Here is a 17569-nt window from a genome sequence, read left to right on the forward strand (position 1 = left end):
TTTAAGTAATGAATATCATCAAAACATTCAATTTTAATCAGTGGGATACCACGGTAGATTCTTCTGTGAGAGATGAAGTCATTGATGCCTTAGAGCACGGGCATGTGATTGCGCTGCCACAACTCGAATTCAAGTTATTACCCGAAGAGCAGAAATTCCTCTCCCCAGATTGGGCAGATAAAAAATCGAAGAATATCTCATTAAGACCTCGCGCAGGAGGAGTTAGTGGGCTAAAAGGTGCAATAGGAAGCGAAGCTGATTTAAGTGCAATTCAAGCAATGATACAGCGCTATGCAGATCAGTCATTACAGCTGATCTCGGCAATATTGCCGAGTTATATGCCAAACTTAACCATTGCCAATACAAGCTTTAGACCACTTGAAGTGGAAACTCGTGCGAGTTCATATCGTAAAGATGATACGCGCTTACATTCAGATGCGTTTCCATCTAACCCTACGCAAGGCACAAGATTACTCAGAGTATTTAACAATGTGAACCCTTACGGAAAACCACGCGTTTGGCGGGTAGGCGAACCGTTTGATAAAATGGCAGAAGCCTATTTGCCTAAAACCAAAGCATTGCTGCCTATGCAAGCTTGGTTAATGAAGCAGCTTCATATTACCAAAAGAACGCGTACCGAATACGACCATCGTATGCTGCAGCTGCACGACCAGCTCAAAGCTGACATGCATTACCAACAGCATGCACCTCAACAATCCGTCAACTTCATGCCAGGAACCACTTGGATTGTCTATTCAGACCAAGTGCTGCACGCAGCCATGGCGGGTCAATACATGATGGAGCAAACGTTTTCTTTACCCGCTAACGCACTTAAGTGGCCAGAAACTGCACCGCTAAAAGTGTTAGAGAAAATGCTAAATAAACCTTTGATTAACTCAAGATAAATCAACAAAAATACATTGTTACTTAGAGAATTAACTCTAAGAAAAAACAGCTCACTACTGCCCATACCGTTATAATCTAGCCTTTCAAAACTTCATTAAACTCATTCATGTCGCAGACTTCACTGCTAGTTCCAAAATCAGGTCAATCTAACCGTGTTGAGCTTTCAACCAATGGCGAAGATGGGCTAGCTTTAGCTGAGTTAGCGCTTAAAATTAAAAGTGCCTCGCCTACAAAACCATTAGTGATTATTACCGCGAATGCCTTTGATGCGCAGCGGTTGCTTGAAGAAATTCCATACTTTGCGCCCTCCCTCACGGTTAATTTATTACCTGATTGGGAAACACTGCCCTACGATCAATTTTCACCACATCCTGACTTAATTTCAGATCGACTCACCACGCTTTACCAAATCAGCCAAAATTCATGTGATGTGATTATTGTGCCGCTATCAACTGCCTTGATTCGCTTAAGCCCTAAGGCATATTTAAGTGCGAATACCTTTATGCTCAAAAAAGGGCAGATACTGGATACTGAAGCGCTGCGACGCCAATGTGCTGAAGCTGGTTATCACCATGTGAGTCAAGTGATTTCGCATGGTGAATTTAGTGTACGTGGCGGCCTAGTTGATTTATTTCCTATGGGTTCAGCGCTACCTTACCGTATTGATTTATTTGATAACGAAATTGAAACCATACGCACATTTGATGTAGACACACAGCGCAGCCTTTACCCTGTACCGGAAATTCGACTGTTACCTGCGCGTGAGTTTCCGCTAGATGAAGCAGGTGTCGCGCTATTTCGTGGTCAGTTTAGAGAAGCATTTGAAGGCGACCCACAACGCGCAAAAATCTATAAAGATGTCAGCAAAGGCATAGCTTCTGGCGGTATTGAATGGTATTTACCGTTGTTTTTCGAACAAACAGCGACCTTCCTCGACTATCTGCCTACCGATTGCGTCCTTTGCTTGCATGGTGATTTAGACCAAAGTGCGCAACAGTTTTGGCGCGAGGCGCAATCTCGTTACCGCACACTGGCGCATGATGCGGAACGTCCATTATTAACACCTGAAACACTACTGATTAAAACAGAAGATTTCTTTAGCACCTCGCATCAATTTACACGTATTTCATTAAACACAAACAGTAAGACAACTGGCTTACCAGCGTTAGATATTGAGCGCCGAGCTGAAAAGCCTTTGCATAAACTACAAAGCTATATCAGTGATTTTTCTGGTCGCATTTTAATTGCTGCAGAAAGCCTAGGTCGCAGAGAAACCATTTCACAGCTATTTGCTGAACATGGCATACAACCAGCCTTGATTGAGACTTGGGCAGAGTTCGTCGATTCTAAAGAAAAAGTAATGCTAGGCGTGTCACCGTTGCATCATGGTTTTTGTTTAGAAAACAAAACCATCAGCAAATCAATCGCCGTGATTACAGAAGCTGAACTTTACGCCGCCACAGTTCGCCAGCAACGCCGTAGAGAAAAAGAAAAAGCCCGCAGTACAGAAGGCATGCTCAAAGATTTATCTGAGCTACGCATGGACGACCCTGTGGTACATGAACAACATGGTGTGGGACGTTACAAAGGCTTAGTGAATATAGATTTCGGCGAAGGCGAAACTGAGCTTTTGCTATTGGAATATTTCGGCGACGATAAACTTTACGTGCCAGTTTCACAGCTATTCTTAATCTCACGTTATTCTGGCGGACCGCCTGAGTCCGCCCCGTTGCACCGTTTAGGTAGTGGTAATTGGGAAAAAGCCAAGAAAAAAGCACTCAAACAAATTCGTGATACTGCTGCTGAACTGCTTAATCTATACGCACAACGCGCATCACGTCGTGGTCATGCGTTTACCTTGAGCTTGCACGATTATGAAACTTTTTGTGAAGGCTTTCCGTTTGAAGAAACACCAGACCAATTAGAAGCCATTGAAAACGTCATCAAAGATATGCAATCTGGCCGTCCAATGGATAGGTTAGTCTGTGGCGATGTAGGCTTTGGTAAAACTGAAGTTGCACTACGCGCCGCTTTTGTAGCGGTGATGGGTGGCAGGCAAGTTGCCGTGCTTGTACCAACCACACTATTAGCCGAACAACACTTTAACAACTTTAAAGATCGTTTCGCTGAATGGCCGATTAAAATTGCTGAAATCTCGCGCTTTAGAACTGCCAAAGAGCAAAAAGAAGCATTGGCTGGCTTAGAGGCAGGGCAAATCGACATCATTATCGGTACGCATCGCTTGATTCAAAAAGATGTAAAATTTAAGAATTTAGGGCTAGTGGTATTAGATGAAGAGCACCGCTTTGGTGTTCGACAAAAAGAGCAGTTAAAAGCTCTACGTGCCGAGGTTGATATACTCACGCTAACAGCCACGCCAATTCCACGCACGCTAAGTATGGCGATGGAAGGCTTGCGCGAATTTTCAATTATCACAACGCCGCCGCAAAAACGTTTGAGCATCAAAACATTCCATACCGATTATTCTGAAGGCATCATTCGCGAAGCCGTCATGCGTGAATTTAAGCGTGGTGGTCAGGTTTATTTCTTACATAATGAAGTGGATACTATCCACTCCATGCGCGAAAAGCTTGAACGCATTGTGCCTGATGCCCGCATTGCGGTGGCGCACGGCCAGTTACGTGAGCGCGAGCTAGAACATGTCATGCGAGATTTTTATAATCAGCGTTACAACTTATTGCTATGCACTACCATTATTGAAACTGGTATTGATGTACCAACAGCCAATACCATCATTTTGAACAAAGCCGATATGTTTGGTTTAGCGCAAATGCACCAGTTACGTGGCCGCGTGGGTCGCTCGCATCACCAAGCATATGCTTACTTGCTCACAGACCCAGATCGTAAAATTACCGTACAGGCGCAAAAGCGCTTAGATGCGATTCAACTGATGGAAGATCTAGGTGCAGGCTTTCATCTTGCGATGCACGATTTAGAAATTCGCGGTGCAGGTGAGTTATTAGGCGACAGCCAAAGTGGTGAAATGCAAGAAATCGGCTTTCATTTGTATTCTGACATGCTCAACCATGCAGTGAAGCAACTCAAAGCAGGTAAAGAGCCTGACTTAAATGCACCGCTTGGCGTCACAACTGAAATCAATTTACATACGCCAGCGCTGCTACCCACCAAATATTGCCCTGATGTGCATGAGCGCTTGGTCATTTATAAACGCCTAGCTAACTGCGTCAATGACGATGATTTAGACAATATGCAAGAAGAGCTGATCGACCGCTTTGGCTTGCTGCCAGAGCAAGGCGAAGCACTCATTGCCTGCCACAGATTACGTATTGCCGCTAAAGCGATTGGCATCATTAAAATTGACGCCAGTTCTGAAACTATTCAGCTACAATTTAACCCCAAAGCAGACATTGACCCAACCAAGTTGATTGCCTTATTACAGCGTGACCGCCGTTGTCGCATGAATGGTCCCGATAAGTTAAGAGTAACGATAGGCTTAGAAGACCTCCAACTAAGAGCTGACTTTGTGAAAACGTTGTTAAAAGAATTTATTTAAGAAAGTAGCAAAAAATATGTTGGAAAAATTTATCGCGCTTGTCGCCGCATGGATTATAAGCGTCATCTCTACAATGGGCTACGGCGGCATCGTACTACTCATGGCAATTGAGTCGGCTTGTATTCCGCTACCTTCAGAAATCATCATGCCTTTTGCTGGATTCTTGGTTTCAAAAGGTGAAATGTCACTTCTAGGCATTGCGCTAGCTGGTGCATTGGGTTGCGTTATCGGCTCAATTCCAGCTTATTATGTCGGTATGTTTGGTGGCAGACCGCTAGCAGAACGATATGGCAAGTATTTACTGATTAGCAAAAGAGATTTAGATTGGGCGGATAATGCCTTTGCAAAGCATGGTCAGCTCATTATTTTTCTTGGTCGTATGTTACCTGGTGTACGCACTTTTATCGCTTTTCCAGCGGGTGTTGCGCGGATGAACATGTCTAAATTCATCATTTACACCTTTATCGGCTCGTTCATTTGGTGTTGGTTACTGGGTTACGCCGGAATGAAAACTGGTGAGCATTGGGAAGATTTAAAAGTATATTTCCATGAATTCCATTACGTCATAATCGGCGCAGGAATCATTTTTTTGATTTGGTATGTCAGACGCCACTTTAAGCAAGATTAAATAAAGCTCTAGTTAATAAAGTGAGTTCTTGAACTCATTTTATTAAATTATAACTCCACCAACTTACCCGCACTTAAAAACAGTACTGCTTTTTTAATGGGCAAGTTTTCATGACTAAATAGCCCCGCATACCGCTCCAATTGTGGGCGGTGCTGTTCTGCCATAAGACTTAAATCATCTGTTGTACTTTTCGCCTCATCTAATGTCGTTAATTTATAATCGACAATCCAGCGTACGTCGTTCTCAATAAAAGTGCGGTCTATCACATGGTTTTTAACACCATCCTCTTGCGTCTGCAACAAGCTTAATTCACTTACTGAATCAGTATGATTTTGCAGAACCCATTGCCCAGCGGCACTTGCTAAGGTGGTTTGCAAGGCCGCCAATACTTGCATAGCGCCCTGATCAGCTAATTGCTTAACATGTCCTTGTTGTGCCAGCCACTTTTGCATGGCGGGTTGGCATTGCTCTAAACGTTGATATGTCCAACTTTGCAGATCTGTTTTTGCGAACAGCTCCATATATAGATGCGCGAGTGTGCCGCAGTGTTTTTGGAAATCAATTTCACGAGCACGTTCACTGGAGAAGTCACCTAAAACATCAGATTGCTCATTCATTTGTAGGTCGGCCTTTAGCCCTTCATGTCGAGCTAAAGGCCGACCTACAATATCATCACCAATAAGAGTTGAGTTGGAAATATGTACAAAATGCTCACTAGGCAAACGTTGCAATTGCGGCTTAAATTGCTTTATATCTAGCCCTGCTTGGGCATTAACATTTTGCTTAACGGGTGTCGCTTGGGCAAAGTCCGCCTCTACCGCAGGCCATAATCCTTGTAGCAAGGAATTTGCTGTAGGTTTAATTTCACCTTCTTTATTGGCTTGCATACTAGCAATCAAATGTAGCTGTCTATGCGCGCGCGTTGCTGCCACATACAGCAAACGCACCAATTCATTCTCTGCACGCGTTTTTTCTAAATTTTTAAGAAAATCATATACGTCAGCGCCTGTATTAGTTTTAGCAACTGCTTTACTCTTTAATGGTGCAACAATTAAATGTAAATGATTATCCACCACCACTTCTTGCCATAGCACCAACTCATTATCTCCATTTCTAGGCTGACGATTTAGCGCTGGCAGTATCACAGCATCAAACTCCAAACCTTTAGACTTATGGATGGTTAAAAACTGCACGCTGCCATCAGCTTCGATATCTGGCTTTGCGTAAAGCTTTTGCATGCCTAACTCTAGTGAAGCAATATCTAAATGCCCGCTACGACCAGTTTTTTCGACCAAATCAAAAAACACTTGCACATCACGATTATCTCCCGCATCGACCAAGCACTTACCACCACCTAATTGCAGCCAGGTGCTTTCTATCCAACGACGTAAAGGCATGCGACCTTGTCCGTTAAATGCAGTGGTTAACACGCTATTAACGTGCGCTAAGCGTAACTGACCATCTTCACTCAAGCGGCTTAATCGCGCTTTATCTTGCATCAATTGCCATATAGTTGCACGGTGGTTATCCGCTGCCAACGCATGCAAATCCGCTAAGGTTAGCCCACACCATGGCGCACGCAACACATTGAGCCAATGCGTTCTATCGGCACGGTGATGAAGCGCGCAGACCAATGACAACGCGTCTTGCACGGTTTGTCGCTCATTCAAATGTTCAATCTCAACGGCTTGAAATTTCAGCGCGGGGTGATTACGTCTAATTTCAGACACCAGCTCTTTTAAATGGCTGCGGCTTCTGACTAACACAGCAATATTATAGTGAGCGCCATTCTCCGAACGAAGTTTGACGATTAAATCTGCTACATAGTTAGCTTCAATCTGCTTAAGGTCAGCTTTTTGGCTTTCTTCTTGATCCGTCACCTCCAAAATCAACGGATGCAAAGTGACACCTTCACCTGCTACATTAGGTCGCGTAGCTGTAAACTTTCTGTAGCTAATGGCACCTTGGTTGATATTATCGTTCGCAGGGAAAACTTGCTTAAATGCGTTATTAATCCAATCGACCACCGCTGGATGCGAGCGATTATTGCGGCTTAGCTGTAATCGTGTCAGCGGCAAATGACCGATACCAAACTCGCTTGCTTGTAGAAACAAGCTCACATCCGCCTTACGAAAACGGTAGATGGATTGCATAGGATCACCCACGCAGAATAAGGTGCGCCCATCATCTGGTTGCCAACCCTCTATGAGTTTTTCTATTAAACGTGTTTGTACTGGGCTGGTATCTTGAAACTCATCAATCAGCAAATGTGAGATTTTATAGTCTAGTTTGAGCGCCAAATCAGTCGCACCCTGCTCGTTTTCTAGCGCCAGTTGTGCACTTTGCGCAATGGCAACGAAATCCACTTCGCCAGCCGCCTGAAAGACTATCCATAAATGCCGCTCAGCCAATATCAGCAATCTTGTGAGTGCTTTAATAATCTCTTGATTCTCGGCAATATTCGCTAAAGCAGGCAAATCGAGCACACTTGCAATCACTTGGCTACTTTCTAAACTACTCACTATTTCAGAGTAAGCCTCTTTGTAAGTTTTGCCTTCAGGCGTCGCTGGAAAACCTATATTTTTATTGAGACTCTTACGAAATGTTCGCTCTGATTTAGTCACTAGGAAATTCGCCAGCGCTTGCCAATCCGGCAAGCATTCAGCCTCTGCAGTGATTGGCTGTTGCCAATCTCGCAAAGGCGCAATCTCGGCATCTGCCTCTAAATTACTCGCAGCATATCTGGCAATCGGCATGAGTAAACTTTGCACTCTAGGTGTTAATGTATCGAGCACCACTTGTAAGTTTTCAGCGATTAAATGTTGCAGTGCAACCGCTGTATTCTGAGAAACCTCTTCGATATCTTTACTATGCAAATCAACTGCATGTGGCAGCCATTGATCACGCCTTGCTAACATTTTTGCCAATAACTCAGCCAGTTTTTCACTATTGTTGTCTAAGTAGCTCAAAGCAACGATGACAGTATCGTCTGGCTTAGTTTCATGCACGATATGGGCTATCGCACGGCGTGATGCCTCTATGTAGTGACTATCAGTATCGTCACTCACAGCAGGTTGGCCGCCAAACTTGCTGAGCAAAGGCATTTGGCGCGTTAAGCTGCTGCACAAAGCATCTATAGTTAAAATGCGTAGCCGGCTTGGCTGATTAATAATATCCCATGACTTTACATTTGATTGTAGCAAAGCAGCATTGGCTAATTCACGTGTTTTTAATTTGTGGGCTGCGGCTTCAACTGTTTGATTTTGCGCATTTTCCAGACTGAGTAAAATACGGTTACGCATTTCAGCCGCCGCTTTATTGGTGAAGGTGAGTGCGATGATTTCTTCTGGCTCATTGACCGTCGCTAATAGTTTCAAATAACGTTGCGTAAGCAACTCCGTTTTACCTGCGCCAGCAGGCGCTTCAACAATAAATGAGGCGAGTTCTAGTGCGCGGACACGGTTTAAAGTGTCCATTTGATTTAAGTCTAAAGTGCTTAAATCAGAGTTTATGCCTAGTGTCATGCGTCACCGCCATTTCTTAACACTACTTGCATGTGCTCAAACTGCAATAAACGTTCAGGTAAGCGCAACAGCGGCTTCACATCGCAATAAACCAAATCGGCTTCATTGCTAATGGTTACGCCCGCAACTCCTGCTTTGATTTCTTGTGCAATATTGGTCAAACTTGTGTACCAATGCTCTAACAAAGCATCCCAATCGCCAAAGCCATAAAATGCTGAGTTTTCTCGTACTTTAGCCAAGGCAGTCACTTTGGGCAGCACATCTCGTTCAGCAGACAAGCCAATAAATTTGGTTTCATCACTGCGTATTTTGGCAAAACTTACCGCTACAACCTGCTCATACTTGAGCGCCAATACTACATAGATAGGCAGTTGTGGCTCAGAGATGCGGTCTTCAGCCCAGCTTGAGTTACTGACGGCTGCACTTGTTTTGTAATCAATGACTACTAATCCGCCTTCTGCGAGCTTATCAATACGATCTATGCTTAAGTTAAGTTTTAAACCTTCTACATCTAACTCAAACTTCTTCTCACATGCATCAACAACAAAATCTGCACGTTCCAGCTCTAATGTCAGCCACGCTTGCATGAGCTGATGAAGTCTATTTCTTTCAATCTGTAAGACTTGCGGTGGAATGTGATAGTTAATTTCATCACTTAAAGCTTGTATACTTTTTTCAATTGCCGTATCAATTTTCTCATTTAATAAGGGTGGAAATAAGGCTTTTAGATTGCTTAACGTTTCGCAATCCAGCCAAAAAAGTTGTAGTACTTTATGCAGTAAACTACCACGAGACATAGTATCTAAACCATCTACAGGCGTTTCCAACTTAGCTGCGCCAAGCCGATATTGATAGAATGCCCATGCTGGACATTTAGCTTGGGCGGCAAATAAATTTACGCCACCACGTATGTTTTCATCTGGCAAAACTGCTGGTGCGATAAAATCATCAAGAAACTGTAAAGATGCTGGCTGCGCTAAGCGTTCTGTAAGCGTTTGAATCGTACTCGGCGTTTGTAGGTCGGATTGAATCTCTAGCAGTGGTGATGGACGCAATTCCCGTTCATCTTCTTTTGTTGCATATGAAAAAATTACCTCTGGCGCGCATGTCATTAAACGTTGATGTACCAATGATGCAAATTGGCTTTGAACAGCGGCGCTGGCATTTGGCGTGCCGCGATTTCTCTGCAAATCCGCAGGTAGTAGCGGATTCAGCTTTACCGCTGGTGGCCAATGCTGGTCATTCATATTCAATGCCCAAACGGCATCTAATTGCACAGCTGGTGTTTCTAAAAGCCCAAGAATTTGAATACGAATATCACCTTTAGCTTCTGACTGAAACATAGTGGCGTTACAAAGCTCAGTGATTTTTTGCACGGCAGCGCTTGCAGAAACATTGCCAAATATCGCATCTAAGCTACTTAACTCTTTTAAACACTTCAAAAACGCTTGCTGTGTTTGAAACTCATGGCTAGAAAGCGAACGTGTTTTTGCCCAATGTAACTCGTCTAATAATTGCACAAAATCCGTCACCCATGCAGAAAGTACCTGACGTTGCTTGCCTTGCTGATTTTGGAATCTTGAAATCTGCGTTAAGTTCTCTAGCAGCTCATCTAACAGTATGCCATTGGTTTGCAGCTTACTTGCCTGTTTAATAAGCGACTCTAAGTGATAACTAGCACTCATATTTCTGCGTAAATGCGCATCCAACTGTGCTCTGGCATCTAACTCTTGCTGGCTACCCCAATACACGTCTTGTAAAAGTGGCGTGACCTCATCAAAAATTAAATCTGCTTTGCTCGCAGCCAGCCTCAAAAGCTGCAATGCACTGTGCACGATAGCGTATTCTGTGAGCGCTAAACCCAATGAAAAATCATAGCAGCGTGGAGTTTCATATAAGCTGGAATGCAAAGTTTCTGAGTGAAACGTATCATCAAGTAAATCAGCCAACTCACGGCGAATACTACCCAATGCGGGACTAATAATCGCCAATTGCGCTTTAGGATTCTCCGTCAGCTTTTGCTTTGCCCACGCCACTGCGGCGCGGCATTCACTATTCGCATCAACCGCTGCAAAGTGTTTAACCTCTGTTTGACCTTGCGTATGAGTTGTCATCATTTCAACTTGTACGCCACAGCCTTTTAGAAGTTCAAATAACCGTGCCTCTAATGGCGTAATACGGTCGAAACCAGCTAACTGAATGTGTTTTGGCAAGGCTAGCTCATGGATAATTTGCTGTTGAAACTGTGCAAATAGAACAATTTGTAATGAAGTTAACCGTGCAGATTCGATAGCATTTTGTTTGGCACAAAAATCCTCAAAAGTATGACGCCAACGCAAAAATTGACGCGTTTCTTGCGTGATAAAATCATGATTAATATCTGCTTCAGCCAGTTGCCAATTCAGCATTAAGTTGTTCGCTTCAATCGCAGATTTCGCCATCGAACGAATATCAAACAATTCAGCAGCTTCATGCTTAGCAATGCAAGTTTCAATGGCTTGCTCCCACAGATATGTTTCTGCAATAGTGCTCAATGTCAGTGTGGGCAAGGCGTCGCTTGGTATAAATCCTAATAAACTTGCATGGTTTATCAGTTCATCTAACCACTGCTGTAGCGTATAGGCTTGAGCTGACTGCCACTGCGTAGCGCCGCTTTTGAGCTGCTGTTGCTGGTGCTGAGCAAGCACACCGCGAACAAGACGTGCAGTCGCACAGATAGTAATGGTGTTAGGGGTTAAAGGCATGCCGTGATTGTAGCGTTTAGTCGAGATACATAGCGGAAAATCTCAATAAACTTCATCAAAAAAGGTCGCATGTGCGACCTTTTCTTAGCTTAGCTTAGCAGTAAATACTAAGTTGTTAGTTTAAAACTCTTCCCAATCACCATCATCAGTGCCTGATTTGGTAGCATGCTTTATAGGTTTAGTGCTAACGGGAGTTGGTGCTGACTTTGCAGCTACAGTTTTACTTGTAGTCCCTCGCATCGGATTATGCGTTACTCGTCGCTCTACTGGAGCTGTGTGTTTGACTTGGCTCTCACCTTCTAATTGAAATACGCTGACAGCATTCATAAGTTCATCAGCTTGCTCCATCATAGATTCAGCTGCCGCAGCGGCCTCTTCTACCAAGGCGGTATTTTGTTGCGTCATATCATCCATCTTCATTACGGCTTCATTGACTTGCTCAATACCTGCGCTTTGCTCGCTTGAGGCTGCGGCAATTTCACTGATGATATCTGATACACGTTTAACTGAGGTCACAATTTCATGCATAGTATTACCTGCATTTTCAACCTGACGTGTACCTTCTGCTGTTTTGCTCACCGAATCAGAGATAAGCTCTTTAATTTCTTTAGCCGCACTGGCTGAACGTTGGGCTAGGTTGCGGACTTCGCCTGCAACTACGGCAAAGCCTCGACCTTGTTCGCCAGCCCTTGCAGCTTCAACGGCTGCATTCAATGCAAGAATATTAGTTTGGAAGGCAATGCCATCAATCACAGAGATAATGTCTTCAATCTTTTTAGCGCTGTTGTTAATTGAGCTCATGGTCGCAACCACTTCACTCACCACATCGCCGCCTTTAACGGCTACACCTGAAGCCGCTGTGGCGAGCTGATTGGCTTGTTTAGCATTATCGGCATTTTGCTTAACCGTAGATGACAGCTCTTCCATACTAGCCGCTGTTTTTTCAAGAGAAGCTGCTTGCTCTTCAGTTCTTCGAGATAAATCGGCATTCCCCTGAGCAATCTCTTTGGCAGCTGTACTAATAGTTTCTACCGCGACTTTGACTGTGCCTATTGGGCCAACAATCATTTCCAAGGTTTCATTCACGCCTTCTACAATCTTGCGGAAATCACCTTGGTGCGCACTGGCATCTGCACGTACAGAAACACGACCATCATTTGCTGCATTGGCTAACATTTGAACATCGCCAACTAATGCATTAATAGATTCGATACAAGTATTGAGATTGTCTTTAATATTGTTGAAGTCGCCATTGTAATGGTCAGTAATTCTGTCTGGAATATCTCCGCGTGCGATGCTATCCAAGTTGGCGGCAGCCATATTTAAAGGCGTCACAATGGCATCTAAAGTAGCATTTAAGCCTTCAACGACTTTGCGATACTCACCTAAGTGTTGCGTCGCATCTGCACGTGTGGTTAACACGCCATTATCAGCTGCTTCAGCCAACATATTGCCATCGATGACAAGTGCTTTAATGGCAGAACCACAGGCATTTAAGTTAGTTTTAATAATATTGAAATCACCTTGATAATCTTTGGTAATTTCGTCTGGAATCACGCCTTTGGATAAATCATCGACATAAGCAGCTGCCATATTCAGTGGGTTAATCACCGCTTCTAACAAGCGATTCATACCATTACTGATGTCACGTAAAAACCCTGGTGGCAAACTTGTAGCATCTATACGTTGATTCAAATTACCCGCCACTGTTTGCTCAATGAGTTCAGCTACGTTCTGTTCAGCAACAAGCTCTTCAGTGCGATCAACCCATTGAATCATGCGCCCAATGTATCGACCTTCAGGATTTGTCACTGGATTAAAAGTCAACTGCAAGTTTCGACCAGCAATAGTCGTATCGAGCATTTTTGTCTCACTTAGTGGTGACACATAATTAGCACGATCAGCTTCATTCTCGATATAGGGGCCTAATTTACTACCAATTAATTTATCTACTGAAAAATCAGGATGACGTTTGGCTAATTCAGGGCTCATTTTTTTCCATAGCGCAAAGCTTGCGTGATTCATGTAAATTAGCGTATTGAACTCATTACCCACAGTCACGGGAATGGTCGCGTTATCCAGTGCAGACTTAATTCTATCAATACCAGAAAAAGCTTCAGAGTTATCAAAATCAATACGGGCTCTTAAAGCACGGTACGAGTCCATCACCAAAGTCAACTCATCACGATGACCTGTACGAATAACAGCCTCATGCTCAATGCCCTGTGCGCTGGAGAGTAAGTATCTAACGGCATCTTGTACACGCGGCATAATAGCGTTGTATAACATCCAGCCTAACAAACCAGCTAAACCAAGTCCAACAAAGATTAATACGAAACTAAAGTTACGCTTTTGAATGTAATTAGCCTGTGCCGCAGCATATTCATCACCCGCCACTTTTAGTTGCAAATTGGTTAACTGACTGATTTTATCTGATAGCGGATCAATGGCTGGGTAAAGCTCAGAAGTGGTAAATTCAGCCATTCGTTTATTATCTTGACTACGCAATATGCTTTGTAGTGTTGCAGTCACAGCATTAGCTTTAACGAAAAGTGGCTCAGCTTCAGCAACCAGTTTTTTCTCGTCTTCGACTAAATAGGTAGCGGTGTAGGCTTTCCACTGTTTATCGACTTCTTTTAATGCATTATTGACATTCTCTTCACCTTGCGCCCAGGTCAAATTACCATTTCTTACCTTGTGTGAGGTGTCTACAATATTGACTGCATACATATCTGCCACAACTTTTAGTTGTTGTAGCGGTATTACGCGGTCTTGATAAACGCTAGACAATCTTGCATTACTAGACTCAATACCAGTTAAGCCGTTGTAACCAAGCGCTAAACTGCTCAAGGCTACCACCACAAATATGGAGATAATTCTTGATCTCAAAGTAAAGTTACGTTTAAAAGTAGTGTATTTGGTTTTTACACTTTCTAACCAGTTTTGGCCTTCTTTGAGCACTTGGTGATAGCGCATAGCGCCTTCAATCTGCTGGCGGTTTGCTTTTCTTCTCACAGAAATATAACCTGCCAATTGACCATTTTCAACATAGGGCGAGACAGTCGCTTCCACCCAATAATGATCACCATTCTTACAGCGATTTTTTACTATGCCAATCCATGGTTTACCTGATTTCACCGTATTCCATAAATCGGCAAAAGCCTCTGGTGGCATATCAGGATGCCGAACAACGTTATGGCTTTGACCCAACAGCTCATCTTCTGCAAATCCACTCACATCTAAGAAATCTCGATTGACAAAGGTGATCTTTCCCTTTAAATCAGTCTTAGATACGATTTGCAAAGAATCTTTAAGCTCAACATCACGCTGAGTCACAGGCATATTTATTTTCATTCTCAATCCCTTATTGATCTGGACTAGTTAGACGAGTTATTAAACAAGCTATTTAGCTGGATGATTAAAACTCTTCCCACTCACTATCATGCGTACCAGTTTTAGCCGTCCTGACTGCAGATTCTTTTTTATCATTTTTTGTTTGAGTAGTATTGATGTGTTTTTTGGTTGCTAAAGAAACCTTATGTGCTGTTTTTTGAGAGTTGTTATCTAACTGAAACACACTCACTACCGCAGTCATCTCTTCAGACTGTTCCATAAGAGACTCAGCAGCTGCAGCCGCTTCTTCTACCAAGGCGGTATTTTGCTGCGTCACATCATCCATCTTCATAATCGCTTCATTAATCTGTGCGATACCTGTGCTTTGTTCACCTGAAGCGGCAGCAATTTCACCGATAATATCGGTCACGCGTTTAACTGAGCTAACTATCTCTTGCATGGTTTGACCAGCCATTTCAACTTGTCTAGTACCCTCAGCCGTTTTGCTCACAGAATCTGAAATAAGCTCTTTAATCTCTTTTGCTGCACTGGCAGAGCGTTGTGCTAAGTTGCGTACTTCTGCTGCCACTACCGCAAATCCGCGGCCTTGCTCACCTGCTCGAGCAGCCTCGACTGCAGCGTTTAGTGCAAGGATATTAGTTTGGAAAGCAATGCCATCAATCACAGAAATAATATCTTCAATCTTTTTGGCGCTAGAATTAATCGCACTCATCGTACTCACTACATCACCCACGGCATCGCCACCTTTAACAGCCACGCCTGAGGCTGCAATAGCCAATTGATTCGCTTGTCTAGCGTTATCCGCATTTTGTTTAACGGTAGATGAGAGTTGATCCATGCTAGAAGCAGTGCGCTCTAAACTAGCCGCTTGGTCTTCAGTGCGACGTGACAGATCTGCGTTACCTTGCGCAATTTCTTTTGCCGCAGTATTAATCGCTTCTGCAGATTGTTTAACCGTGACGATTGGTTTAACAATCATCTCTAACGTTTCATTCATACCAATCACAATTTTGCGGTAGTCGCCCAAATGCCTATCTGTACTAGCACGTACCATCACGCGACCTTCACGTGCGGCATCTGCTAACATTTGTGCATCCTCATTCAGCGCTTTCAAGTTAGCGCGTACTTGCTCAATCGCCTCGTTTACAAACACTTTTTTACCTGGGAAAGTTTCTAGCGGTGCATCAAAATTACCTTCACCAAACTCTTTAACGCAAGCTAATGCTTTTTCAGTAAGCTCTAGTTGGCCACCTACAATTTTATTCACAGAAGAAGCGATTTCAGCAAAACCTCCTTTAAACATATGGGCATGTAAGCTCATGTCGATATTGCCTTGCTCATGCTCGGCTGTCACCCATTTCACTGAATCTACAATGCCTTTAAGTTTGCCGTTTAACCTATCTAGGTTCTTATTAATTTCTGCTTTCTTACCCGGGAACTGCTTCATCTGAACTTCAAAGTCACCATCGCCAAGCGCGCGTATTAGTTGAATCATTTGGTCTTTTTCTTGTACATGACCACCTACCATCGCGTTTACACCATTAGCCATTTCACGATAAGTACCAATGAATTTATCTTCTTCCATCCTGACGTCGATATCACCTGCATCATGCGCAACTGACATGCTTTGCATTTCAGCCACAAAATTCTTTATGTTGCTACGCACTTGTTCAACGGTTTCACTCACATACGATTGTTGACCCGAAAACTTAGTTAATGGCGCATCGAAATTACCTTCACCGAAGGCTTTGACTACCGCCATTGCTTGACGGTTTAAATCAATATGCCCTGCAACCATAGCATTCACGCCCTGAGCGACTTCTTTAAATGAGCCGCTAAATGTGCTGGTATTGACTACTTCATTAATATGCCCTTTGTCGTGCTCAGCACTCATGTGTTGCATGTTATTCACTAAAGAACTTAAATTATTTACCATTTCTTTCAATGCAGCATTGACGCTAAAGGTATCGCCAGTTTGAGTCTCTATTTCTACGGATAAATCGCCATTCGCAACTCTGCGCGCCATTTCCATCACGACTTTAGGTTCACCACCTATCATATTGGCTTCATTACGTAGGTTAATCGCCATTAGAATCAACAATGCAGCTTCAAAAACAACGGATAGCGCATGAATAATCAACACATGAAGATTTGGTCCAAGCGCAAAAATATAAAAGCCCGTATTACCTGCCTGCAGAAAATTGAATGCAACATGATGTACAGCGATGACTAATGCAGCCGCTAAAATTGGCTTCCAGTCACGGTAATAGAGCAAAAATGCTAGCAAAATAAATATCGCGAAGTGTGCCTCTATCATGCCATGCGTCTGCTGAATAGCGAGCGCAGAGAACACCATAAAAGCAATACCTACACTGATACGCGTTTGAACACTACCCGGCATTACTCGAATTAACAGCCACGGCAACACGGCCGCTGGTAGCCCAACAGCTAGGGCCTCGAACCATGTACCATTGGTGGCGGCGATTCCCATACTCACCAAGAGCAGTAATGCCAGAGTAAACCCCATCAAACGATCAGCTTTTACAGCCTGAGGATCTACGAAAGTTAGCGTATTATTTTTCATGTTCATTCCAATGTCTTAAGCTAAAAATTATCAAATCAAAGTGCTACTTGGCACACTGATGCGTTTCGACTTACCTGTTCTTTAAAGTGCCAAAGCATCAACATGCTGTATGCCAACCACGTACTGAGTAATATCCACGCGAACTGCGAAGAATTTAAAGCACTCACATTCTTTTCTATCAAAATTTCTTCAGGATTTTTTTTCATTTAACACACCTTTACTCATGCTGAAAATTTATTCTGACTACTCAAAACCATCACTTACATTTCACTTGCAAACTTACTGGCATTGCAA

The 17569-nt window shown here is 43.3% G+C and carries 8 protein-coding genes; 3 read left to right on the forward strand and 5 right to left on the reverse strand.

The features are described from left to right. The first annotated feature begins 8 nt into the window (after positions 1–8). The 3 genes from M301_RS08535 to M301_RS08545 all read left to right on the forward strand — a co-directional run bounded on the left by M301_RS08535 (position 9) and on the right by M301_RS08545 (position 5069). Complete coding sequence (locus M301_RS08535; RefSeq protein WP_013148366.1) at positions 9–905, forward strand: Kdo hydroxylase KdoO; 897 nt, start codon at positions 9–11, stop codon at positions 903–905. Between the two features lie 107 nt (positions 906–1012). Beyond that, entirely contained in the window at positions 1013–4441 is a 3429-nt protein-coding gene (mfd, locus tag M301_RS08540) for a transcription-repair coupling factor (protein ID WP_013148367.1), read from the forward strand. Positions 4442–4457: 16 nt separating this feature from the next. After that, positions 4458–5069: a DedA family protein gene (locus M301_RS08545; RefSeq protein WP_013148368.1), complete on the forward strand. Its 612-nt coding sequence runs from the start codon at positions 4458–4460 to the stop codon at positions 5067–5069. Positions 5070–5116: 47 nt separating this feature from the next. Here M301_RS08545 and M301_RS08550 read toward each other — a convergent pair whose 3' ends face one another. From M301_RS08550 to M301_RS14585, 5 genes are all read right to left on the reverse strand, one after another. After that, entirely contained in the window at positions 5117–8593 is a 3477-nt protein-coding gene (locus M301_RS08550; protein ID WP_013148369.1) for a UvrD-helicase domain-containing protein, read from the reverse strand. Beyond that, positions 8590–11337: a PD-(D/E)XK nuclease family protein gene (locus tag M301_RS08555; RefSeq protein ID WP_013148370.1), complete on the reverse strand. Its 2748-nt coding sequence runs from the start codon at positions 11335–11337 to the stop codon at positions 8590–8592. Before M301_RS08555 ends, M301_RS08550 begins: the two co-directional genes overlap by 4 nt. Before the next feature lie 120 nt (positions 11338–11457). Further along, a complete protein-coding gene (locus tag M301_RS08560) occupies positions 11458–14691 on the reverse strand; it encodes a methyl-accepting chemotaxis protein (protein WP_013148371.1) in 3234 nt (1077 codons plus the stop codon). Positions 14692–14755: 64 nt separating this feature from the next. Then, positions 14756–17275: a methyl-accepting chemotaxis protein gene (locus M301_RS08565; protein ID WP_013148372.1), complete on the reverse strand. Its 2520-nt coding sequence runs from the start codon at positions 17273–17275 to the stop codon at positions 14756–14758. A 35-nt stretch (positions 17276–17310) separates the two neighbouring features. Then, a complete protein-coding gene (locus M301_RS14585; protein ID WP_013148373.1) occupies positions 17311–17481 on the reverse strand; it encodes a hypothetical protein in 171 nt (56 codons plus the stop codon). Positions 17482–17569: the final 88 nt, after the last annotated feature.

It is taken from the genome of Methylotenera versatilis 301 (assembly GCF_000093025.1).
Classification (GTDB): Bacteria; Pseudomonadota; Gammaproteobacteria; order Burkholderiales; family Methylophilaceae; genus Methylotenera; species Methylotenera versatilis.

Excerpts from the sequence above, each read along its gene's own strand:
- mfd (WP_013148367.1), top strand. The coding sequence starts at position 1,013 with ATGTCGCAGACTTCACTGCTAGTTCCAAAATCAGGTCAATCTAACCGT.
- M301_RS14585 (WP_013148373.1), bottom strand. The coding sequence starts at position 17,481 with ATGAAAAAAAATCCTGAAGAAATTTTGATAGAAAAGAATGTGAGTGCT.
- M301_RS08555 (WP_013148370.1), bottom strand. The coding sequence starts at position 11,337 with ATGCCTTTAACCCCTAACACCATTACTATCTGTGCGACTGCACGTCTT.
- M301_RS08535 (WP_013148366.1), top strand. The coding sequence starts at position 9 with ATGAATATCATCAAAACATTCAATTTTAATCAGTGGGATACCACGGTA.
- M301_RS08545 (WP_013148368.1), top strand. The coding sequence starts at position 4,458 with ATGTTGGAAAAATTTATCGCGCTTGTCGCCGCATGGATTATAAGCGTC.
- M301_RS08560 (WP_013148371.1), bottom strand. The coding sequence starts at position 14,691 with ATGAAAATAAATATGCCTGTGACTCAGCGTGATGTTGAGCTTAAAGAT.
- M301_RS08550 (WP_013148369.1), bottom strand. The coding sequence starts at position 8,593 with ATGACACTAGGCATAAACTCTGATTTAAGCACTTTAGACTTAAATCAA.
- M301_RS08565 (WP_013148372.1), bottom strand. The coding sequence starts at position 17,275 with ATGAAAAATAATACGCTAACTTTCGTAGATCCTCAGGCTGTAAAAGCT.